Annotated in this window: 13 protein-coding genes and 1 pseudogene; 10 read left to right on the forward strand and 4 right to left on the reverse strand. The window is 32.4% G+C overall.

All coding sequences use genetic code 11. The features are described 5' to 3' along the window. Nucleotides 1-96 precede the first annotated feature (96 nt). The 3 genes from LD272_RS09335 to LD272_RS09345 all read left to right on the forward strand — a co-directional run bounded on the left by LD272_RS09335 (nucleotide 97) and on the right by LD272_RS09345 (nucleotide 3896). Nucleotides 97-1380 (forward strand): phenylacetate--CoA ligase family protein, encoded by a 1284-nt coding sequence (locus tag LD272_RS09335; RefSeq protein WP_226036337.1) that lies wholly within the window; start codon nucleotides 97-99, stop codon nucleotides 1378-1380. 426 nt (nucleotides 1381-1806) lie between these two features. Beyond that, nucleotides 1807-2856 carry an MraY family glycosyltransferase gene (locus tag LD272_RS09340; RefSeq protein ID WP_226036338.1) on the forward strand — a complete coding sequence of 350 codons (1050 nt, stop codon included), beginning with the start codon at nucleotides 1807-1809 and terminating at the stop codon, nucleotides 2854-2856. 248 nt (nucleotides 2857-3104) lie between these two features. Next, nucleotides 3105-3896: a glycerophosphodiester phosphodiesterase family protein gene (locus tag LD272_RS09345; RefSeq protein WP_226036339.1), complete on the forward strand. Its 792-nt coding sequence runs from the start codon at nucleotides 3105-3107 to the stop codon at nucleotides 3894-3896. Nucleotides 3897-4059: 163 nt separating this feature from the next. On the opposite strand, the gene LD272_RS09350 is transcribed toward LD272_RS09345, so the two are convergent. From LD272_RS09350 to LD272_RS21620, 3 genes are all read right to left on the reverse strand, one after another. Then, the gene (locus LD272_RS09350) at nucleotides 4060-5241 is read right to left on the reverse strand and encodes a CDP-glycerol glycerophosphotransferase family protein (RefSeq protein ID WP_226036340.1); all 1182 of its coding nucleotides are present in this window, start codon (nucleotides 5239-5241) and stop codon (nucleotides 4060-4062) included. After that, nucleotides 5234-5632, reverse strand: coding sequence for a glycerol-3-phosphate cytidylyltransferase (gene tagD, locus LD272_RS09355; protein ID WP_226036341.1), 399 nt, complete (start codon nucleotides 5630-5632; stop codon nucleotides 5234-5236). The genes LD272_RS09350 and tagD overlap by 8 nt, the downstream gene beginning before the upstream one ends. Nucleotides 5633-5948: 316 nt before the next feature. Continuing rightward, nucleotides 5949-8477, reverse strand: a complete 2529-nt coding sequence (locus LD272_RS21620) for a glucosaminidase domain-containing protein (protein ID WP_226036342.1) — start codon at nucleotides 8475-8477, stop codon at nucleotides 5949-5951. Between the two features lie 419 nt (nucleotides 8478-8896). On the opposite strand from LD272_RS21620, the gene LD272_RS09365 reads away from it, so the two are divergent. From LD272_RS09365 to LD272_RS09390, 6 genes and pseudogenes are all read left to right on the forward strand, one after another. Continuing rightward, nucleotides 8897-12244, forward strand: coding sequence for a CDP-glycerol glycerophosphotransferase family protein (locus LD272_RS09365; protein WP_226036343.1), 3348 nt, complete (start codon nucleotides 8897-8899; stop codon nucleotides 12242-12244). A 289-nt stretch (nucleotides 12245-12533) separates the two neighbouring features. Continuing rightward, nucleotides 12534-14720 (forward strand): bifunctional glycosyltransferase/CDP-glycerol:glycerophosphate glycerophosphotransferase, encoded by a 2187-nt coding sequence (locus LD272_RS09370; RefSeq protein WP_226036369.1) that lies wholly within the window; start codon nucleotides 12534-12536, stop codon nucleotides 14718-14720. Between the two features lie 134 nt (nucleotides 14721-14854). Beyond that, nucleotides 14855-16069: pseudogene (locus LD272_RS09375) on the forward strand (CDP-glycerol glycerophosphotransferase family protein); the annotation flags it as partial. Nucleotides 16070-16204: 135 nt separating this feature from the next. Beyond that, nucleotides 16205-17029: an ABC transporter permease gene (locus tag LD272_RS09380; protein ID WP_226036344.1), complete on the forward strand. Its 825-nt coding sequence runs from the start codon at nucleotides 16205-16207 to the stop codon at nucleotides 17027-17029. A gap of 14 nt (nucleotides 17030-17043) precedes the next feature. Then, nucleotides 17044-17841, forward strand: coding sequence for a teichoic acids export ABC transporter ATP-binding subunit TagH (gene tagH, locus LD272_RS09385; RefSeq protein ID WP_226036345.1), 798 nt, complete (start codon nucleotides 17044-17046; stop codon nucleotides 17839-17841). A gap of 556 nt (nucleotides 17842-18397) precedes the next feature. Next, nucleotides 18398-19126 (forward strand): WecB/TagA/CpsF family glycosyltransferase, encoded by a 729-nt coding sequence (locus LD272_RS09390; RefSeq protein ID WP_226036346.1) that lies wholly within the window; start codon nucleotides 18398-18400, stop codon nucleotides 19124-19126. Nucleotides 19127-19187: 61 nt separating this feature from the next. Here LD272_RS09390 and LD272_RS09395 read toward each other — a convergent pair whose 3' ends face one another. Next, nucleotides 19188-20210: an LCP family protein gene (locus LD272_RS09395; RefSeq protein WP_226036347.1), complete on the reverse strand. Its 1023-nt coding sequence runs from the start codon at nucleotides 20208-20210 to the stop codon at nucleotides 19188-19190. A gap of 238 nt (nucleotides 20211-20448) precedes the next feature. On the opposite strand from LD272_RS09395, the gene LD272_RS09400 reads away from it, so the two are divergent. Continuing rightward, a complete protein-coding gene (locus LD272_RS09400) occupies nucleotides 20449-23580 on the forward strand; it encodes a M14 family metallocarboxypeptidase (protein ID WP_226036348.1) in 3132 nt (1043 codons plus the stop codon). The last annotated feature ends 411 nt before the right edge of the window (nucleotides 23581-23991 follow it).

A 23991-nucleotide genomic window follows, 5' to 3' on the forward strand; every position in this document is an offset into this window, starting at 1 on the left:
TTTTTGGTTCCGGGTATTTTTCCTGAACAGATATAGTTCTCGTAAATTTTTCTGGGCTAAGTTACAAATGAAGCTTGTTAAGAGGAGGTGAATCAAGTGTTAGCTAAACTGGTGTTCTTAGTTGGTACATTAATAAGAAATAAGAAGATATTTTCAAGTCTACGATTTTTAAGGAAAACAGATAAATGGGACATCAAACAATTAGAGAAATACCAGCTCAAAAAATGTCGAGAATTATTAAATTGGGCTTATAATAACTCTGAATTTTACCGAGAGAAGTTCAATGAATATCATGTAACTCCAGACCAACTTAAAACATTAGCAGATTTAAAAAAGTTTCCTGTTACAGAGAAATCGGACTTATTAAATTTTAATAATGACATACAAATAAATAAAGGCTTTAGAAAGTTATTTTTTTCGGAGACTTCAGGTAGCACTGGTCAACCATTGGTTTTTTATCGAGACCAGGAATGGGATGCCAGACATCGGTCAGCCATTTTTAGAGGCTACTCGTGGTATAACGTAAAACCATGGGAGCGAAATGGTTACTTTTGGGGCTATAATATCGATGCCAAAAAAAGCAGAAAAATAAAGCTAGCAGATTTTTTAGTTAACAGATTTCGATTGTTCTCCTATAAAGAAGAGGATGTACTGAATTTCACTAATAAGTTAAAGAAAGCGGCTTATCTTGAAGGCTATTCATCAATGATTTATCAAGTGGCGAAAATAGTTAATCAAAAGGGCGTACCTGAAAAGTACAATCTAAAAATGATTAAAGGCACATCAGAAAAGATCTTTGATAAGTATCATGAAGAAGTTAGAAAGGCATTTGGTAAGAAAATAATTAATGAATACGGTGCAGCTGAAGCGGGAATTATTGCATTTGAATGCCCAGCAGGGAACATGCATATTACGATGGAAAATGTAATCGTTGAAGAAGAAAATGGTGAAGCAATTATAACTAATTTACTGTCAAAATCCTTTCCAATTGTTCGATACAAATTAGGTGATTACATAAAGGTAAATAAAGAAAAGAAGTGTTCGTGTGGACGAGAGCATTCTATTATTGAAGCTGTCATGGGAAGGATAGGAAAATCAATCAAAGGTAAAAAAGACAACTATCCTAGCTTAGTCTTTTATTATGTATTTAAAAACTTGGCCTTAAATGAAAAGTTAACGTTAAATTACCAAGCCCACCAGGATAAAGTTGGCGAAATACTAGTCTACGTCGAGAAGAAGTTAACCGGTAAGGAAAAGATGTTAGTGAAAAAAGAATTCGAGAAATATTTACAACATGATGTCAAAGTTGAACTGCAGGATGGACATCAGATAGAAAGAAGAGATGGAAAGATGAAGGACTTCGTTTCTAATTTGGATTAGGAGTGGGACTTTTGATAATAGTAGTTACTGGTCGAGCAGGTTACATTCAAGGCTAAACAGGAGTTAGACTGGTCAGCAGATAGAGATCTTGTGACTATGTGTGAAGGTGCATGGAGATGGCAGTTGAAAAATAATACTGGTGTTTAATTTGGCTGATATAGGGAAATGGTCTATTCTTGTCTTAAGAATTTACATGTATTTTACTTTTAAATGTGCTATAGTAACTAGAGCACATTTGAATTAATTTACAAAAAATTAATAATCAATTTCATAATACTTATTTACTGCCATCCAGGATTACCTTTTCTATATGGCTTGATATTGTGATTATGAAATTAACTCATATATGAAACTTTTAGTCTTAGTTAACGTCTAATTATATGTACGTTATATTAAGTTTGGTATGGTCTCAGGGGGAAAGTTAAGATGGAATATGTAGCTATAGTATTAATATGCTTGATTATATCAATTTCGATAACACCATTTATAAAAAAATTCGCACTTTATATTGGAGCAGTTGATCAACCAGATCATAGGAAAGTCCATTTAAAGACAATGCCACGTTTAGGCGGATTGGCGATTTTTATTAGCTTTATGGTTGGGTTTGTGGTCTTTAATCCAGATAGTCCCTACTTTTGGCCAATTCTAGCTGGTGCAATACTGATTACGGCAACAGGAATACTAGATGATTTATATAATTTATCAGCAAAGATTAAGTTTGTAAGTCAAATAGTAGCAGCAAGCATTGTCGTTCTAGGTGGAGCTCAAATTAATTTCATCAACTTACCTTTTGGAGAGACACTCGAGTTTGGTTACTTTGCTATTCCTATTTCGATCCTCTGGATTGTTGGGATTACTAATGCGATAAATTTACTTGATGGTCTAGATGGGTTAGCTGCTGGAGTATCCTCAATTGCGTTACTTACAATTGCAGGACTGGCAATCTCACTAGGAGATATTTTTGTTGCCTTTATTGGATTTATGCTTTTAGGTAGCACACTAGGATTTCTTGCGTATAATTTCCATCCAGCAAAGATATTTATGGGTGATACCGGTGCTTTATTTTTAGGTTATATGATAGGTGTCTTGTCTGTTTTAGGATTTAAAAATGCAACGTTATTTTCTCTTATCGTTCCGATTACCATTTTAGGTGTACCAATTTTAGACACATTTTTTGCAATTGTCCGTCGTTACATTCAAAAAAAGCCGTTGTCTTCACCAGATAAGTTACATTTACATCATTGCTTACTTAAACTTGGATTTGGACACCGTCAAACAGTAATTTTAATTTATGCGATGAGCGCATTATTTAGTGTAGCAGCAATTATCTTCACGAAGTCGACGATGTGGGGATCAATGATTACATTCTTTGCGCTTGCATTACTTATTGAAATAACAGTTGAAATGACAGGTATTATTAGTGATAAATACAGACCGATACTTAGTTTGGTAAAAGGAAGTAAAGTGAAAAAATAAACCATCTCAAAAGAGGTGGTTTTTTTGCATTTACATAGCACTTTCTGTAACGTTCTTGGTAAGAACTAGTCTTTCATTAGCAGGATTCAACGGTAGAATCTCACGTTGTATGAATTTGGAATTCATTAGTGCGATATTCAGTTATCTATTTACTTTAGAGATAATCTTTCATACTCTAAAGATCGTATCTAAAACTTCTGATATAATGAAATTACTTCTTTATAAGGTGGTGGTTACCTCTGGGAAAGATGATAATTGTTATTTCTTTATTATTAATCTTCACTGGTTGTACTGGGAATGAAATAAATGATTCATATTCTTGGACCGAAAATAAATTTATTGCTCATGCGGCTGGTGATATAGATGGTGTCGTGTACACAAACAGCCTTGAGGCCTTTCGAAAAAGTTATGAGGAAGGTTATAGGTTATTTGAAATTGATATTTCAATAACAAGTGATGGTGAATTAGTTGCTCGTCATGGTTGGGAAGAAAACTACGGACAGGATAATTTTGTGACAAACAAACCTCTTTCTTATGAGAAGTTTATGAGTCTTCCATACTATGACAAGTACACGGCTATGGATTTTAAAATGATTATCAAATTGTTAGAAGAATTTAAAGATATTTATTTAATTTTAGATGGAAAAGTCACATCTGTAGAAGATACAAAAGTAATTTATAAAGAGGTTGGAGAAGCTACTAGAGATATGGCCAAGAGTGATTTTAACAGACTTATTCCACAATTATTTTACGAAGACAATCTTTCAGTTATTAGGCAATATGGATTTCATGATTTGATTTATGTAATAGGTCGTGAAGAGTACACAAATAGTTCTATTATTCAGTTTTGTGAAGACAATGATATTCGTGTCGTAAGCCTATCTCGAAAGAGAGCGAATGAAAGGTTCATTCAAAAGTTGGCTGTTAAGGATATAAATGTTTATATTTACACTCTTAATGATGTAGATGAAATGAAAAGTTATAAAGAGATAGGCGTTCATGGCTATTTTACGGATTTAGTTAAACCAGATACTTTCTAAGACGAATTTGGAGATGATGAGAGACATATCAATGTACATGTAAGAGGGATGAAGCAAACCCTTGATTCTACCTATGGTAAAATCAAGGGGAAATCAATTACAATTTGAATTTGATTTGTTATAGGGGGTAGTAATCTTTTCTCATCCGAATTTAAATACTATTTTAATTAGTTGCCTCAACTTGTTCTTCTTCTTGACCATAAACCGATTTAATAATGTTTTCGCTAGCATTCCCTCTGGAATACTGGTTCCACTGCGTTGCATAAGCACTTACTTTGTCCATGTCAAATTGATTTTTCTTGATCTCTTTGATAACCTCACCTGTAGTTTTAGCTACTGGTCCAGGTAAATTGGACTGATAATCTTCCCAGAAACCTCGTGAAGTTGTATAACTATCTAAGTCATAAGTGAAAAATATCATTGGCTTGCCTAGAAGTGAATACTCGAATGGAATCGACGAATAATCAGTAATCAATAAATCAGTCACTAAAAGTAGTTGATTAATATTTTGATAACCAGATACATCATAAACAAAATCAGGATATTTATTTTCTAACCTAAACTTGACTGCTGGGTGTAAACGCAGTAAGAGCACATAGTCATCGCTTAATTCCTGATACATTTGTTCAACCTCTAAAAAGATATTAGGAGAATTCAACTCTCCATCTCTAAAGGTAGGTGCATACATTATTACCTTTTTCCCCTTTATAGCTGGCAAGGATGAATATACAGCACTTTTGCTCCTATTCACCTTATCAGTGTCAAAAAAGAAGTCAGTCCGTGGTATCCCAGTACGCAAAATGTTCTCATTAGTTAATCCGAAACTTTGTCGGAAAATAGTACTCATTTTCTCTGAACCAACAACGACATAGTCAAATCTTTCATATACATCTTTAAAGCGTTGTTTTGCTCGTTCACTACGAAGTTGAATAGAGGGATCCATTAATCCAAACTTCTTGATAGCGCCTGCTGCATGCCACAATTGTACACAAACAACGTTTGACTTAAAGTCTGTTACAGATAAAAATCCAAAGTAATTGTCAGTAAACACTACTTTGGACGTGGCTAAGTGATAGATTGATTGAAAGAAATGATTAAGATTCCCTGTTTCAAAGTCTAGTACTTTCAGATTTTCACTTTCTTCGAATGTTACTCGACAACTAGCCTTCTTTAAAATAATGATCTGTTCGTTTGATGATTTCTGTAGTTGTTCAGAAACATATTCTACATTATCACCAAATGATGCAACAAAAGTTGTTTTCTCTTTTAATGAAAATAGTTTGCAAATGTTAAAGATTATCCTGAAAATAAATAGATAGCTAGAGATAATTAATTCTCTAGCCATTGTTTGCTTTACCAAGTTCAGTTTTGATTTGAGTAGTGGAGATACCAACCGTACGTGGTAAGTAAATAACTTCACAATAGTCTTCCAAGAAGTCAAATTTACCTTCCCAGTCATCTCCCATGACAAATATATCAATCTCGTGTTTTTTCACATCATCAATTTTTTGTTCCCATTCATGTTCAGGTATAACCGCATCTACATATCGGATTGCTTCTAAGATTATTTTTCTATTTTCATAGCTATGAAAAGCTTTTTTATTTTTAATTGCATTGAATTCATCAGAAGAAATGGCAACAGTTAAATGGTCACCAAGCTCTTTAGCACGACGCAGAATATTTATATGTCCATTATGAATTAAATCGAATGTGCCATAAGTGATTATTTTCTTCAATTTCTATTCCTCCTAAGATAAAGATATTAGTATTATCAAATATCTATTAAAACTTAAAACTATATTAACACATGAACTTTACAGTGTGTTTACACTAACTTTACAATTCTTATTAGTTCATTGTAATCTTTCTCGATTGAACATACAAGTGGTAAAAGTTGTGTTTAGATGATAGTAGTGAAAAATTGCTATGTAATTATCATTTATTTTAAGAGAGTGAAAATATTAAATTATTATAAGTTCCATGCATGGAAGGAATCATAGAGGATTATAGAGTTTTAAAAAGCCTAAGTCTATATAGACTTAGGCTAGATATTTACTTGAATTTAGGTATATCAAAATTCAAGGTTGCATTTGGTAGCATATCATACAAAGATTTAATTCTAGCTACTTGCTTCGACGGCCAACCAATGTCGGTCGCATATTGATGAGTTCCAGGACTAATAGGATTCCATTTCATTTTGTATAAAGTGTTTTGGTTGTATTTATTATCCATATATTTATTGGATATCCATTTCGCTCCACCAATAATTGCTTTTTCTTTAGTTGTCCATCCCTCTTGGAAGGCTTTCTTTGTTGCTCCGTTGATTGGATTGCTATCATAGGCAGCTATACCAAACATATTATAAACTTTGGTTGAACCAGAAGGAGCACTACTGCTCTTAGTAATAAGGTTACCATTACTATCTCGAAGTACATTACCATTTTGATCTACATAAATACCGTTGGCAAGTGTAGAACCACCGTTACCTGTCTCTAAAAATGCATGAGCAACGAGGTACACTTCGTTGACATTGGAATTATTACTAGCAGAAATAAAGGTTTCTGCTGTTCCGTCAAGAATTCCTTTGTTAGCTAAAACTGGCTTTAAATCATTAGCTGATAAGCCAGCAGATCCTGACAACACTAGAAATTGAAATTCATCTTGATTACTTGGATTAGCATAATATTTTACATCGTTACGTTTGGCATTCCGCCAAGGTCCAATGCCAATTTTGTACCATTTTGTGTCCCCACTCACCGCACTACCAGTAACTTCACTGAGAATACCGACTTCAGTTCCACTACTAAGTTTAGCATAGATATGACTACTTGTATTTGCTTCTTCTCGGATGTTGCTGGTAGTAGTTAATTTTGCTGCTTTTGTTTCTTTAACAACTAAAGAGCTGTGAACATACAATGTGGCATCTTTATATTTTATCTCATACCACTTCGTATCACCACCTATAGATTCACCTTCAACCTCTTTAACAACTTCAATAGCTGTCCCAGTGTTAACTTTATATTCTACAGTTGCATCCCCGCCACTGGTATTGGGTTCTGTACGAAGTCGAACGCCATCACCTGAGATAGCATCACTAGTTTCAATATTAACAAGTGAACTGTGAACATAGGCGGGATTATTACGATATTTATCTGTTTGTGGTCCACCTTTGTTTAGTTGTGCAGTAACAAATTCGTCTAAGGTATGGTTATAAGTAGTGGTAGTAGAAGTTTCTTTTTCCTGACTGACATCTGACTTAGTAATGTAGCCAGTATGGGTTTTTCCGTTAATGTAGACGGTAGCTTTATACCATTCAGAAGTGAAAGATTGGTATTTCAACTTTTCCCCCCTACTATAGGATTTTAATTTATTTGAATAGGTACTAGCTTTGGAATAAATAGTAGTTGGTTTAGCGTAACCATACAAGGTATCTGGATTAGTGTCACCAGTTTCGACATCTCTCTTCTGGATGTAACCATCTTTAAGGCTACCATTAATATAGACGCTAGCTTTATACAATTCAGAAGTGAAAGATTCATACTTTAAGATGGACCCTTTGTCATAAGACTTCAGTTTACTAGAATACGTAGACCCTTTTGAATAAACAGTAGTCGGAGCTTCAGTAGCAACACCATAAAGTGTACTAGGATTAGTGTCACCAGTTTCGACATCTTTCTTCTGGATGTAACCATCTTTAAGGCTACCATTAATATAGACACTAGCTTTATACAATTCAGAAGTGAAAGATTCGTACTTTAAGATGGACCCTTTGTCATAAGACTTCAGTTTACTAGAATACGTAGACCCTTTTGAATAAACAGTAGTCGGGGCTTCAGTAGCAACACCATAAAGTGTACTAGGATTAGTGTCACCAGTTTCGACGTCTTTCTTCTGGATGTAACCATCTTTAAGGCTACCATTAATATAGACACTAGCTTTATACAATTCAGAAGTGAAAGATTCGTACTTTAAGATGGATCCTTTGTCATAAGACTTCAGTTTATTAGTATACGTAGACCCTTTTGAATAAACAGTAGTCGGAGCTTCAGTAGCAACACCATAAAGTGTACTAGGATTAACATCACCAGTTTCGACATCTTTCTTCTGGATGTAACCATCTTTAAGGCTACCATTAATATAGACACTAGCTTTATACCATTCAGAAGTGAAAGATTCGTACTTTAAGATGGATCCTTTGTCATAAGACTTCAGTTTATTAGAATCCGTAGACCCTTTTGAATAAACAGTAGTCGGAGCTTCAGTAGTAACACCATGAAGCGTACTAGGATTAACATCTCCATTTTCGACATCTTTCTTCTGGATGTAACCAGTATGAGGCTTTCCGTTAATATAGACGGTGGCTTTATACCAATCATCTGAATAGGATTGGTATTTTAAGATAGATCCCTTGTCATACGACTTTAACTTTTCGGAACTTGATGATGTATTTGCATAAACTATAGTTTGTTCAGCTATACTAACTCCATAATAAGTTGTAGCACCTAAAGTATTGGTTGGAAAGATAAATCCGATTAAAAGTAGTGTAATAACAAAGACGATATTTAATTTTAGTTTACTCACTTATTAGGCCTCCAATCCATGGTTTCATTTCTATAATGTTGATTATCTATTAATAAGAGAATTCAACTTTAAAAGATAATCTTGAAAAATAATAGATTCACTATGCCAACATTAGAAATGTTACATGTAAGATGATGTTTATATTTATATTCCTCCCTACTATATTAAAGTTAATATTTCTCAGAATCTATTATCCCAGTTATTACAAAAAATGTTAAGTATATTTTGACATTCTTTAATTTTTTTTGTAGAAAATGAAACTTTTGATGGTCTATTTTGGTAGTTTTTGTCTTAAATATTAAAAGGAATATACATATTGTGACATAAGTTGAATTTAATGATGATAAGAATTATAATTATCTTTCAGAAATAAAAAATCAAACTAAACTATAAAGATTACATAAAAAGAAGGGGTTAGTATGAACAAAATAAAGTCCAAGGTTCGTCAAATCTTGAAGGGAACTAAAAGTCCAAAGAAGTCACCTATAAAGTTAAAGCAGAAACTTACTATTATACAAGCTAATCAAAGATTGACGATTAATGGTTGTTTGAGAAAACCCCATTATCAGGTTAAGGAATTATGGTTTGTATCTCGTATCGACAGAGGTAGAGTCATTAAAATACCTATGAAATCAATCTCCTCTGAATTTAGTTTTGAAATTGATTATGAACAGTTAATTGATATGAATCAATGGGGAGAAAGAGATGTTTTTGATCTATACTTGAATATCATAATTTCTAAAGATGATATTGATGAAAGGGAGTATAACTCATTACAAACTAAGTCTGAAACAGTTATCCAAGAGCTTGAGGAAACTTTTGAATATAGAGTTAGACTAGGGAAATTTGAAGAAACGATTCGTAAAGGATTCCAACCTATTGAAATTTTTGATTCTAAGTATTTGTTTTATATCTCTACAAAAGGGAATATCTCGGTAAAAATAAATCATGATGTCAGACCAAATCTAAAAATGAAACTACAATCTATAACTACAAATAAACATTCTATGGACATAAGTGGAAAAGTATTTACTAAAAATTCCGATGTAACAAATGCCAAGCTGGTTATCAGGGGTAGAGATAATAATAGTAGAGTAGAATATCCAACCACGCTTAATCCAATTGTGGAAGAAATAAAGAGAAAATTTGGGCTAAATAGATATCAATTTAATAATCATATAAATTTCAATGAGTTATTCAACGAAAATCAACTGAACGAAGATATATATGATATATATTTGGAGTTGGAATTACATGACCATGAAGACCCCATACTCATAAGAGTTGGTAATCCAACGTATAAAAACATCAAGTTTAAAAAAGATATTAGTGCTATAAGAAATAGGGATGTTTTTGCTATTAGTCCATACTACACTGTCAAAAAATTTAATTTGTCTTTACAAATAGACCAATTTGATCGCTCTGAATACAACTATTTACAGAGAATGATGAGGTGGTCTTGGTTAATCAGACCATTTTATAAAAACAAAAACATTTGGATTGTAGGAGAAAGACCTTATAAAGCACAAGATACTGGATATCATTTTTTTAAATATTCAAGAGAAAAACATAAGAATAAAAATATATATTATGTCATTGATGAGAATTCACCTGAACTGAAAAACATTAAAGATCTTGGTAACATTCTATACTATAAATCCAAAAAGCATATTAAGTACACACTGATGTCAACACGTGTTATTTCTTCTCATCATCCAGATTACATTTATCCTTTAAGAACAAGTGAATTTAAGAATAAGGTGAAAGCATATAAGGTTTTTCTTCAACATGGAGTAATTGGAACGAAAAATACTGTTCATTTTTATGGGAAAAAATCTCCTAGCTTTTATACAGATTTATTTCTAACAAGTTCAAAATTCGAAAAAAATCTTATTATAAACGACTTCGGTTATAAACCAAGCGAAGTAGAGGTGACGGGTTTATCAAGATTCGATTCCCTATTTAATTCTGATATTAAAGAAGAACGTCAATTATTGATTATACCAACATGGCGTGAGTGGTTAGTAACGGATGAAAAATTTTTAGCTAGTATATATTTTGAACGATATAGAAGCTTGGTAAATGATCCCTACTTGCATCAATTAGCTAAAGAATACAATTTTGAAGTTGTTTTTTGTCTACACCCGAACATGCAAAAATTCACATCATATTTTAAAGATGCCCCGGTTAAAGTAATTAATCAAGGGGAAGAGGATGTCCAGGATTTATTAAAAGAAAGTTCTATGATGATAACTGATTACTCAAGTGTAGCTTTTGACTTTAGCTTCTTGGAAAAACCAATTGTGTATTATCAATTTGACCGTCAAAGATTTATTGGAAAAAAAGGCTCTCATTTAGATTTAGATAATGATTTACCTGGAGATATTGTTTATGAACATGAAGCAATATTAGGACTGGTTGAGGAGTATGCTAAATCGAATTTCAAAATGAAGGAATCGTTAAGAATTAGAGCAGCAAAATTCTTAGATTATAAAGACCAATTATCTTCAGAAAGAATTTATCAGGCAATAGACAACTTTACAAAAGATAAAGGTAATCGTATTCTAGAAAGCAATATTTACAAAAAAATATTTAAACGCTATAGAAAAAGCAAATATTATTATCCTAGTATGCGATTGTTTTATAACTTAGGTAAGAAAATTCTTCCGGTAGATGAAAAATTAATATTGTTTGAAAGTGGGGTTGGTAAACAATACTCAGACAGCCCGCGCTACATTTATGAGGAATTAGTAAGGAGGAATTTAGGTTATAAATTTGTCTGGGTTACCAACCAAAAAATACCTTTTCATGACAATAATACAATTAAAATCAAACGGTTAAGCCCATCGTATTTTTATTATTTGGTAAAAGCAAGGTTTTGGGTTAATAATCAGAACTTCCCTACTTATATTATAAAAAGGCCAGAAACTACTTATATTCAAACTTGGCATGGAACACCACTGAAAAAGATGCTGTTTGATATAGAAAATGTTCAAGGGCGTAGTGATGATTATCTGGATCGAGTCTACCGGGCTACACAAACGTGGGATTATCTGATATCACCTAGTCCATATGCATCGGAAGCTTTCAGAAGTGCATTTAAATATGAAGGAAATATCATGGAAATAGGTTATCCTAGAAACGATATTTTTTATAATAGTGCATCCTTAGATATAGCAAGTAGAGTTAAAAGTAAATTGAACATTCCTAAAGACAAAAAAGTAATTCTTTATGCACCAACATTTAGAGATGATCAAACATCAAAAAAGAACAAGTTTTTATTTGAGATTCAACTTGATCTAGAGAAAATGAAAGAAACATTAGGTGATGAATATGTTTTATTACTCAGAATGCATGTTGTGGTTAGTAATAAATTAAAAATCCCTAAAGAGTTAACTGATTTTGCAATTGATGCTTCGAAATACTCAGACATACAAGAGCTATACCTAATAACTGATGTATTAGTTACCGATTACTCATCGGTAATGTTTGATTTTGCGAATACTAGGAAGCCAATTCTTTACTTCACGTATGACTTAGATTTATACCGTGACCAAATTAGAGGATTTTATATGAATTTTGAAAAGGAAGCGCCAGGTCCACTCTTAAAATCAACCGATGAAGTAGTTAATAGTATTAACAATATAAAGTCTGTTTCAGATGAATATAAAGATTTATATGATAGCTTTGTTGAGAATTATTGTGCATTGGAAGATGGGAATGCTAGTGCACGTTTAGTAAACTTAATATTTGATAAGTCAAAATAGGACTAGAAAGAAACAATCAAGTTTATTGATTGTTTCTTTCTGTGAAACAACTTGTTTTTTATATAAATAATTGTTCAACACGCAAGAAGAAAGTGTTTTATATTCAGAAAAAGCAATTAACTGTTATTTAAAAAATCATGAAACTGGATTATAAGTATAAAATGAAGTATTCATTCCTCTTCATGCTTAGTGTAGTATATAATTCAAGCGAATAACTTAATAGAGAAAGTATAAAATGAAATGTTATATCAGATTGATAATTGAACACGAGGTGAATATTTTGAAGAAAGTGTCTATTATAGTTCCGGTATATAATACTTCTGAGTTCCTAGACGATTGCATTAGTTCTATAATCAATCAAACATACCAGGAATTAGAAATTCTAGTTGTTAATGACGGTTCTGATGAATCTTCTAGTGAGAAATGCAAAGAAATTCAAGACAAGGATTCTCGGATAAAGTATTTCAGTCTTGCTCAGAAAAGTGGGGTTGGTGCTGCTCGGAATTATGGAATTAAAAAATCTACGGGAGAATATATTTACTTTTTAGATAGTGATGATTATCTTGCCGAGGACGGTATTGAAATACTTGTAAATAGCATTAAAGGAAGAGATATCATCTCAGGAAAAATGAAAAAGACTAATTTGAGTCGTTCAGAGGTTCTAGAAAAAGACTTAAATGAAGATGAAAATGAATTAGGATACATACCTTCTCTCCAGGGCAGTGAAAGTGTAAACTTGGATATAAGTGATGCTTATGTGTATCAAAAAAAAAGAGGGGAAGTTTTTAGGAATGGGTCTATAATACATCGATTAATCGCTAAAAAATTTGTTGAAAAGTATGATTTAAAGTTTTCTGAGGAAATTACAAACTACTCCGATTTCAGCTTAATAATACCTATTTTAGTTCACAACGAGGAAATACCTTATCAATCTAGCTCGGTTTACTTCAAAAGAAGGCGAAATGACCCAATTTCAAACCCATCAATTTCTCAGTTGCCTATAGAACAAAGGATAAGTGATTTCTTAACAAGTTATTTAATACTGAGAGAAAAGTACCAATCTGATGATGTGGCAACTGCATATTTAGATAATCATTTACTGGAAATTTATAGAAAACAAATCGTAACGGCATTTAAAAACCCCGAAAACATAGACTATTTATTTGATCAACTTAAAAAATGCATAATTAAAGTAGATTCCAAAAGAATAAAGTCGAATGGCATAATCTTAAGGCGAGAAGTTAATGCTTTGAAAATTGGAGACATTGATAAATATAAATCAATAAGTAAAAATCATCATCGATTAAGATATCTAAAACAAGCAATTAGAAGTAGACAAAAATTATATCTTTATCTATATAGAACGATATTTATGAGACAGCCGATTAAAGAGAATCTAGTTGTGTTTGAAAGTTTCTTAGGGAAGAATTATTCAGATAATCCAAAACACATATATGAATATATGGTTAAAAATAATTACAATTGTGAATATGTGTGGATTTTTAATGAAACAGATAAAGAAATCCCTGGAAATGCTAAGCAGGTGAAAAGGTCTAGTTTGAAATATTATTACTATTTGGCAAGAGCGAAGTATTGGGTTAGCAACTCTAGAATGCCGAAACAATTGAACAAACGAGAAGGTAATATATATTTACAAACCTGGCATGGAACACCCTTGAAAAAGTTAGTATTTGATATGAAGGATGTCCATTCAGCTAATCCGAACTATAAACGCGATTTTTATATTCAATCAAGAAGGTGGGATTATTTAGTATCTCCAAATAAATATTCCTCTGAAGTTTTTAAAAGTGCATTTAAATATGAAGAAAAATTACTAGAATTCGGATATCCCAGAAATGATATTTTATATACACAAAATAATGCGAGTCGAATTCAAGAATTAAAAAAGAAACTTAAAATACCTGCCAACAAAAAAGTCATACTATATGCTCCTACTTGGAGAGACAACGAGTATTTTGGTGCTGGCAAATATAAGTTTACCTTAAAACTTGATTTAGAAAAAATGAATCAACAACTAGGCGATGAATATGTAGTTGTTCTTCGAATGCACTACTTTATTGCAAATCAACTTGATATTTCGGAGTTTGAAAACTTTGCCTATGACTTGTCGAAATATGATGATATAGCTGAATTGTATTTAATCTCCGATATTTTAATAACTGATTATTCATCCGTATTTTTCGATTACGCAAATCTTAAAAGGCCGATATTATTTTTTACCTACGATTTAGAGTTATATCAAGATACACTAAGAGGTTTCTATTTTGATATCGAAAAAGAAGCGCCTGGACCGTTATTAAAGACAACAAATCAAGTGATTGATTCGATTCATAATGTGGACGAGTTAAATGTCGATTATAAAGAAAGATATCAAAGATTTTATGATAAATTTTGTTCATGGGATGACGGTCACGCTTCTGAAAAAGTCGTTAAAAAGGTTTTTAATAAGAATTGAAAATTGAAACTTTATAAACTTGGCTATTTAACTTGATGGAATTTTAATTCTTATAGAAGAAACGAACTTTTTTACTAAATTTAATATAATTAATATATTCAAGTCCGTTTCTAGGGGAATTAGGGGTGACTTTATTGAAATGCAATCCTTTAAAAATTGTATCTAAATTAAGTATAGTTATAAGAAGATCAATACTATTACAAAAAACATATAATCTCGCTTTTAAGCTGGTTGGCTATCTACCAGTACATGAAAAACTTATTGTCTTCGAAAGTTTTTTAGGAAAGCAATATAGTGATAATCCAAGGGCTATTTATGAATATCTAGTCCAAAGTAATGCCGATTATAAAATACTCTGGAGTTTTGATAAAAGTAATGCAGACAAATTTGAAGATAAAAAGATCCATACTATAAAGCGGTTATCGTTAAAATGGTTATTAGTTATGCCGAGGGCAAAGTATTGGGTTACGAATAGTAGATTACCACTATGGATTCCTAAACCGAAACATACAACGTACTTGCAAACTTGGCATGGAACTCCATTGAAAAAACTTGCAATTGATATTAATGATATCCATATGCCGGGCACAGATACAAAAGAATACAAGCAGGATTTCATAAAGGAATCAAACAAATGGGATTATCTAATATCACCGAATCGGTATTCTACAGATATTTTCAGAAGAGCTTTTGCTTTTAATAATGAAATGATTGAATCCGGATATCCCCGTAACGATTTTCTTATTAATAGTAATACAGCAGAAACGATTGATTTAATAAAATTGAAAAATAATTTGCCATTTGACAAAAAGGTTATCTTATATGCTCCAACTTGGCGTGATAATCAGTTTCATGAGCGAGGGAAGTATAAATTTGATTTACAACTTGACCTAGAACAACTCAGGAATGAGTTAGGCGATAACTACATAATAGTATTGCGAATGCATTACTTAGTCGCTGAGAACATGGATCTAACACCTTTTGAGGGTTTTGCTTATGACTTTTCTTATTATGAGGATATAAGAGAGTTGTATTTAGTATCTGATATACTCATAACAGACTATTCATCTGTGTTTTTTGATTATGCGAACTTAAAGCGGCCGATAATATTTTTTGTTTATGATATAGAAGAATATCGAGATAAACTAAGAGGTTTTTATTTTGACTTTGAAGAAAATGCGCCTGGACCTTTAGTTCGAGAGACGGATGAGGTAATCAGTTGCATTAAGACTATTGATATTGAGGGATATAGGCGGTCACAGGAGTTTGATGACTTTTATGAAAAATTCTGTAGCCTAGAAGATGGACTGGCTTCAAAAAGAGTTGTTGAAGAAGTATTTAAAGTCTAATTGCTTGTCTTCTAAAGGCTTGTCTATCTGAAAGGTAGCAAGTCTTTTCGTTTCGTCAATATTGTTTTTTATAGTCTTAATTAGTATAATTTGATAAGTGTTCATGAAAATGTTGTTTAGGAAGGAAAAATATATATGAAATCCGCAATTATAGTCTTAAAAGAACAAGTAAAACATTTTTATTTAGTTCGAAGACTTTCGGTATATGAATTAAAAAGTTCAAATAATAATAGTTATTTAGGAATGGCTTGGGAAATAATAAATCCACTAATATTAATAGCGATCTATTGGTTCGTTTTTGGATATGGTATTAGACAACGATCAGGCGTAGAATTAGAAAATGGCTTTGAGGTGCCTTTTTTGCAGTGGATGCTATGTGGACTGATTGTTTGGTTCTTTTTTTATCAGTCTACAATTCAAGCATCAAAGTCAATTTATTCTAGGATAAAAATGCTTGCTAAAATGAACTTTCCGATGAGTGTAATCCCGAACTTCGTTATTTTCTCAAGGTTTTATGTTCATCTATGTATGATTATAATTACCATTGTTATTTTCCAAATATCAGGGTATTACATCAATTTATATTACTTGCAACTAATATATTTTGTAATTGCTACATTGATATTCGCCTATTCATTAGCTTTAGTAACATCTACGTTATCTACGGTCATTAGAGATGTTCATTTGTTTTTGACGGCAACCTTACGAATGGTCCTATATTTATCACCAATCCTATGGACTTTTTCTTCAATAGATAATGAGCTAATACAAATGATAATGAAGTTGAATCCATTGTATTACCTTATTGAAGGGTATCGAGCCGGATTTTTTGGGTTAGGTTGGTACTTCATTGAAAATTGGGAGTTCACATTATATTTTTGGGCAGTTACAATTATTCTTTTTTTAGTTGGTTCAAGGCTCCATGTTAAATTTAGAAGACACTTTGTCGATTTTCTATAATGAGAGGATATTATATGGATAATTCAATTGTTGTAAAAAATATATCAAAAAAATATAAGTTGTATAAAGATTCTGGAGAGAGATTAAAGGATCTGATATTTCCGAAAGATTATGGAGATGACTTCTATGCTTTAAACAACATTAATTTTGAGGCTATTAAAGGTGATGTTATTGGGTTTGTCGGTATTAACGGTTCTGGTAAATCTACATTATCTAATATTATTGGTGGTGTAGTGCCAGAAACATCAGGCACTGTTACAGTAAATGGTCAAGCTGCTTTAATTTCAGTTTCGACAGGCTTGAAAAAAGAACTTACGGGTAGAGATAATATCGAGTTAAAATGTTTGATGTTAGGTTTTTCGAAAAAAGAAATAAATCAACTCGAGCCTGAAATTATCGAATTTGCAGAATTGGAAAGGTTTATTGATCAACCTGTTAAGTCTTATTCGAGTGGAATGAAAACCCGATTAGGGTTTGCAATTTCTGTCAGTATTGATCCAGATATCTTAATAATTGATGAGGCATTATCTGTAGGGGATAAAGCATTTGCAGCAAAAAGTTTAGAGAAAATGAAAAAATTTAAAGAAAAAGGTAAAACTATGATTTTTGTAAGTCACTCAATCGGGCAAATGAAAGAATTCTGTGAAAAAATACTTTGGTTGGAGTATGGAACTGTAAAAGACTATGGAAGTGTTGAAGAAGTTTTACCAAAGTATGAAGAGTTCTTAAAGAAATTTAAAAAGATGTCTAATAAAGAAAGGAAACAGTATAGAGAGAATGCAATAGAGAAACAGGGAAAGGTAATCCGTTAGGATATCATAAGGTGCTTAGGATGCTTAGGAGTAATCCATAGACTTGTCTTTAATTATTATCTTAAAAATCATTCGCTAAGTAAAGTAACATAAACAACTTGACGCATTTATGGGTTTTGGTAGAGGTGTTAGAATTATCGCCCCGAAAAAGTTGTGTTAGTCCTCTTAAGAAGCATCTATTGCAAGTCATTATAGGGAGTCTATGATTTCTGAATCATAGACTCCAAGTTATATATGTTTGGAAGCATGGATTGATCCATTAATGACAAAAATCTCCACTACCTGACTATAAGGATTTATTGTATTCCTTATGATATATACAACAATTACTATTTTTTTAGTTTGTCATTTTTTCTTTTGTGATTTTAATAATTAAGGCATTTATTACTAATTGTCGCAAATTTGTTTTAATGTCATAATAGATTAGAACGTGTCGAAAAATACCAACTTCTATTCAGGTGTAAGTAGTATTCTAATTCTAGTAGACAGCTTTACTAGAATTGTTTGCTAATAGTTTGTTAATTTTTGAGAAGTTGCTATAGAAAGGTTGTCTAATATGACAAATGAGCGGGTAACGATAATGGATATACCTTTTTTAAATATAAGTAAACTTGACCTATTTAATCAGGTTATTTACCCAAACCTTCATAAGAATGAAAAAAAATATATGGTAACAGCTAACCCTGAAATAGTTATGTTAGCAAAGGAAAATGCTGATTTTAAAAATATTGTCAAACAAGCTGACTACATTGTACCTGATGGAACCGGGATTGTGATTGCTTCAAAAATAATTGGAGAGCCCATAGTTGAGCGTTTGCCTGGATTTGATATTATGACGCAGTTGATTGGTTATGCAGAGGAAAATGAATTAAGTTGTTACTTTCTAGGTGCGAGTCAATCGATAAATCAAAAATTCATAACGAGGATTAAAGAATTGCACCCACATTTGCTTATTGCAGGAAATTATCACGGTTTTTTTGATTTAGATGATGAAAAAGTGGTACAAGCAGTCAGAAAAGCAAATCCTGATTTAGTTTTTGTTGCTCTAGGTTCACCAAGGCAAGAAACTTGGATCACAAAGCATTATCATAAGTTCAACAAAGGCTTTTTTATGGGTGTTGGAGGAAGCTTTGATGTTATTGCGGGTGAAGTCAAACGTGCTCCAGAGCTATGGATTAAGTTGAATTTAGAATGGTTGTATCGATTAGTTAAACAACCTTTTCGGTGGAGAAGAATACTAAAGGTATTTGAATTTATGCTAAGAGTAATAACCAGAAGGTTTTAATTCGAATATTTACTATAATAAAAGCCGGTTGGGAATCTATTAGACTCCCAACCGGCTTTTATTAATTTATGCTTTCTGTTTCATCATCTATATTTGCTGTTGTTTTTGGAATCAACCCTAGATGTTCTTTCAAAATTTGTCTTTTATCAGAAACGTCTTCTTCATCTAACTCATAGTAGTAGGCATCGGTCCATAAATCGTGACCTTTGAGATTAAGAGTTTCCATATCTAAGCCGCCACTTGAGCCATAAGAAACGAAACTTTTAATTTGATTAAATGTCATGTTTGTTGTCATGTTGTTACCAACAGCTTCCATGACATCATCTATTTTTAGAATAGAATTGATGGAAACAGATCTTTTTACGATTGCTTTAATAATTTCCTGTTGTCGTTTCCCACGTTCAATGTCGTTATCTTGTTTACGAGTACGAGCTAAAGCTAAGGCTTCCTCTCCATTGAGCATTTGTTCTCCTGGCATCAAATGGATTGCATTTGCCACATCCTCTGAATTTTGTTCAGATAACTCATATGGTACTTCAACTTCAATTCCATCAAGGGCATTCACTACATCAATAAAGGATTCGAAATTTAATTTAACATAGTAGTCAATCGGAATCTCTAATAATGATTCAACTGTTTCAATAGAGGCTGTAACACCACCATATGAATGTGCATGATTAATTTTTGATTTATAACCAACTTCAGGTATATAAACATAAGAGTCCCTTGGGATGCTCAACATTTTGACGCTTTTTTCTTCTTTATTAAGTGTGGCAACAATTAATGCATCTGAAAGACCATTACTCTCATTATTCTTAGCTCGTTTCTCACTTTGGTCAACACCAACAAATAAAATGGAAACATCATCAACACTAGGGTCAACCTCAGTGTCTCTTAGATCTGAACCATTACGGCCATCATCTTCATAGGAACCTTCCACAACGTTTTCAGCTTTATTTATAAGGACAGCACCATAAACTGTTGTTGCAGTAATTAAAATAAGAATAGGTGCTAATATATACATTATTTTTCTTCGTTTTTTCTTTTTAAGTTTTCTAATTCTAGTCTTTTCTTCATTCGACATCAATCTATCCCCTTAAATGTACATTATTAAAAAAGCATTACTTTCTATTTTACTATGAATAGGCTGTTACGTACAATAACATTTTCATTACAAAACTGTATAAAGCTGGACAGCCTTTTTAATATCGTTAATCTAACTATATGCATACTACAATATATTACTAATATTCACTTTGAACCTTTTTTATTACTTTTGAACTGATATAATAAATAATAACTAGATTTATGGAGGGTTGTTTTTGAGGTATAAACTATTAATTAATATCCTATTTTTTATTGGATTGATTGGCTTGGTCTATCAACCTATCTTTACGTCAGCAGAAGAAGTGGAAGCACCCAGAGCGGTATCTATGGATGGAACGCTTCTGGTATATGCCGATAAAGATGTTGAATCAGAAGTATTAATAGAATACGATGTGGGTGCCATTATCACGTACCAGGAAGATGGAAATGCCGATAATTGGTTACATACAGAAGTGATTATTGATAAAGAAAAAAAGAGTGGTTTTGTACATAAGGACGACGTTACATTGATAGAATCCGGGTCACAAGATTTTTATGGTGTAGTAATTCATGATGTGATGAGTGTTTATCAAAAGCCAGTTGAGGGTTCTACTGTAATGAAATCTATGGAAAAAGGTACATTAGTATCTTATCGACCCTTTACTAATGGTTGGTATGAAGTGGTAGTAAAAGTTGAAGAGGAAGAAACGATAGGTTACATAGTTACAGAAGGCATTGAAGAGCCTGTGAATGATTCGAGCTCTTTATCTGGAATTGCTCTTAATGATGAAACACATGTTTACATGAAAGCTTCTAAGGATTCTGTGTCGCTGAAGAGTTATCCGAAAGGAAAACTATTATATTATAAAACTTTTATAACTGGTTGGTATAAAGCCGTTGTGTATGTGGATGGTGAATGGCACACAGGCTACATATCTCAAGAAGATGTGGAAAAACCAGTTCAGGAGCAGCAAAATTTATCAGGAATAACTTCAAACAATCAGACTAATGTCTATTTTCTCGCGAGTAAGAATAGTGATATAGTGAAAAGCTATCCAAAAGGAAAACTATTATATTATAAAACTTTTATAACTGGTTGGTATGAAGCTGTTGTGTACGCGGATGGCGACTGGCGCACAGGTTACATATCTCAAGAAGATGTGGAAGAACCAGTTCAGAACCAGCAAAATTTATCAGGTATTGCGCTGAAAAATAAAACAAACGTATACTCTAATGCAAATGAAAATTCAAAAATAATAAAAGACTTTCCGCAAGGTAATACGTTATCGTATAAAACGTTCATTGATGGATGGTACGAAGCTATTGTATTTATAAATGGAGAAGCCACTACTGGTTATATATCTACTTCTGATGTGGAGCAACCTATTGAAAATCAAGAAAGTCTGAAAGGTGTCTCGACAAACTCTGCTACTAATGTGTATAAACGCCCTAGTAGACATGGCTCTCCCTTGAAGTCTTATGAGACTGGACGAATGCTATATTATAAGACGTATTTAGACAATTGGTATGAAGCGTTGGTTTATGTGAATGGAAATGCTCGAACGGGATACATTCATGTCAATGATGTGGAATCGCCTGTTGAGAATCAAAAAAGTTCATCAGGATACGCTGTAAGGGAAACGTATGTGTATTCCAACCCTAGTAAAGGTAGTAGCTCTTTGAAATCTTACGAACAAGGTAGTTTGCTATATTATAAAACATTTTTAAGTGAATGGTATGAAGCGGTCATATATAAAAACAATGTAAAATACACTGGTTACATCCATAAAAGTGATATTGAAGAACCTGTCAATGATCAAGAAAAATTAGCAGGTTATGCATTAAACAGAACCCATATCTATTCAAAACCAGGCAAGAATAGTCAGTCATTGAAATCTTATCAAGAAGGTAGTTTATTGTACTATAAAACTTTTTTAGATAATTGGTATGAAGCATTAATTTATAAAAATGGAGAAAAGCATATCGGTTACATCCACAAAAACGATGTTGAAGTACCTGTAGATAATCAAGAGAAACTAAGAGGGTATGCATACCATTCTAAAGTAAAAGTTTATTCAGCTCCTAGTAAGAGCAGGTTAGTGTTGAAATCTTATAATGAAGGTAAACTATTATACTATAAAACCTTTCTGGAAGATTGGTATCAAGCCTTAGTATATGTAAACGGAGAAGCGCAAACTGGTTTTATTCATAAAAATGACGTAATAGATGAGAATGCTAATCAGAAGAAATTAGACGGGATAGCAGTAAGAGACAAGACTTTTGTTTATAATAGATCTTCAAGAAATTCAAAAAAACTGAAGGGATATGACTTCGGTTCGAAATTGATTTACAAATCCTTTACTTCAAATTGGTATGAAGCAAGTGTTTTCATAGATGGGAAAAAACATGATGGTTATATTCATAAGAATGATGTCGTAGAAGAGATGGTGGATATTGGCGCAATTGTTAACCCTAAGAAAGTCTATTCCTACAATCAAATGGTCCATGACATAACCAAGTTGAAGAAAGCCTATCCAGGAGTTATTCGAACTGATGTAATTGGTAAATCGGTTGAAGGGCGCGATCTACATTTAGTTAAAGTGGGGACCGGAGATAAAAAGATTACAATCAACTCATCCCACCATGCACGAGAATGGATCACAACTAATTTGGTTATGAACCAAATTGATGAGTATAGTAGAGCTTTTGTCAATGGAGCAAAAATCGATGGTTATAATGTTCGAGATTTGCTCAGTCAAGTAACCATCTATTATGTACCTATGGTAAACCCAGACGGGGTGACCTTGAATCAATTTGGAGCGAATGGCTTCAGTAATAAATCTCAATTAATCAGATTGAATAATGGTAGTACAAATTTTACTGCGTGGAAAGCCAATTCAAGAGGAGTAGACTTGAATAGACAATATCCTGCTGGGTGGGAAACTATCAGAAACGTTGCTTCAAGCCCAGGACCAGACAGCTATAAAGGCACAGCGCCATTGATTGAGCCTGAAGTACGAGCACTTTACAATTTCACAAAGAAACATAACTTTAAATCACATGTAGCCTATCATTCTTCCGGTGAAATTTTATATTGGGCTTACAACTCAACTGGGAGATTAAGAGAAGCATTTCGTGAAATTGCGGAAAAGATCAGTGATAAAACTGGTTATAGTCTATACCATCCTAGCAATCCAAGTGGTGGAGGTTATACTGATTGGATTATTGATACATTAAAAAAACCTGGTTTTACTCCTGAAGTCTCCCCACATGTTGGGAATAGGCCAGTCCCCTTAAGTAATTATAATCGAATTTGGAACCAAAATAATTCTATTGGGTTGATGTTAGCAAAAGAGGCACTTAAATAAGATAAACCAGATAATCCTACCAATTAAACTTGGTAGGATTATTTTTTTGGTTATTTACATCTTTTCTTCAAATTATCTCCTGTTAACTCAAGTGTTCTATAAATAATTTGTTTCTCAAGTAATAAAAGTATTTTAACTTTGGATCAAATACTGGAAATTTTTTTAAATTGTAGGTAGTGAATAAATTAGCGACTTAGCTGGTTTTATCCCGGACTTAAAACGATAAAAATAAGTGGTTTAAGATTTAAATATTAAGTTGTACTAAATCAATTTGTTCTTTATAAAATTAAAAACTAGTTTACAGTTCGTTATAAAGAATGTATTATGAATATATAGAACTTGTGATGAATATAAATGTTAGAAGTGATTTATATTGGTAATCAACTTAAACAGAAAGATTACTTAAAAGAA

The sequence above is a fragment of the Aquibacillus saliphilus genome (assembly GCF_020404745.1).
GTDB classification, from domain to species: Bacteria; Bacillota; Bacilli; order Bacillales; family Amphibacillaceae; genus Aquibacillus; species Aquibacillus saliphilus.

Bases quoted from the DNA above. Each gene is read 5' to 3' on its own strand.
- LD272_RS09340 (WP_226036338.1), top strand. From the start codon at position 1,807: ATGGAATATGTAGCTATAGTATTAATATGCTTGATTATATCAATTTCG.
- LD272_RS09345 (WP_226036339.1), top strand. From the start codon at position 3,105: ATGATAATTGTTATTTCTTTATTATTAATCTTCACTGGTTGTACTGGG.
- LD272_RS09350 (WP_226036340.1), bottom strand. From the start codon at position 5,241: ATGGCTAGAGAATTAATTATCTCTAGCTATCTATTTATTTTCAGGATA.
- LD272_RS09365 (WP_226036343.1), top strand. From the start codon at position 8,897: ATGAACAAAATAAAGTCCAAGGTTCGTCAAATCTTGAAGGGAACTAAA.
- LD272_RS09380 (WP_226036344.1), top strand. From the start codon at position 16,205: ATGAAATCCGCAATTATAGTCTTAAAAGAACAAGTAAAACATTTTTAT.
- tagH (WP_226036345.1), top strand. From the start codon at position 17,044: ATGGATAATTCAATTGTTGTAAAAAATATATCAAAAAAATATAAGTTG.
- LD272_RS09390 (WP_226036346.1), top strand. From the start codon at position 18,398: ATGACAAATGAGCGGGTAACGATAATGGATATACCTTTTTTAAATATA.
- LD272_RS09395 (WP_226036347.1), bottom strand. From the start codon at position 20,210: ATGTCGAATGAAGAAAAGACTAGAATTAGAAAACTTAAAAAGAAAAAA.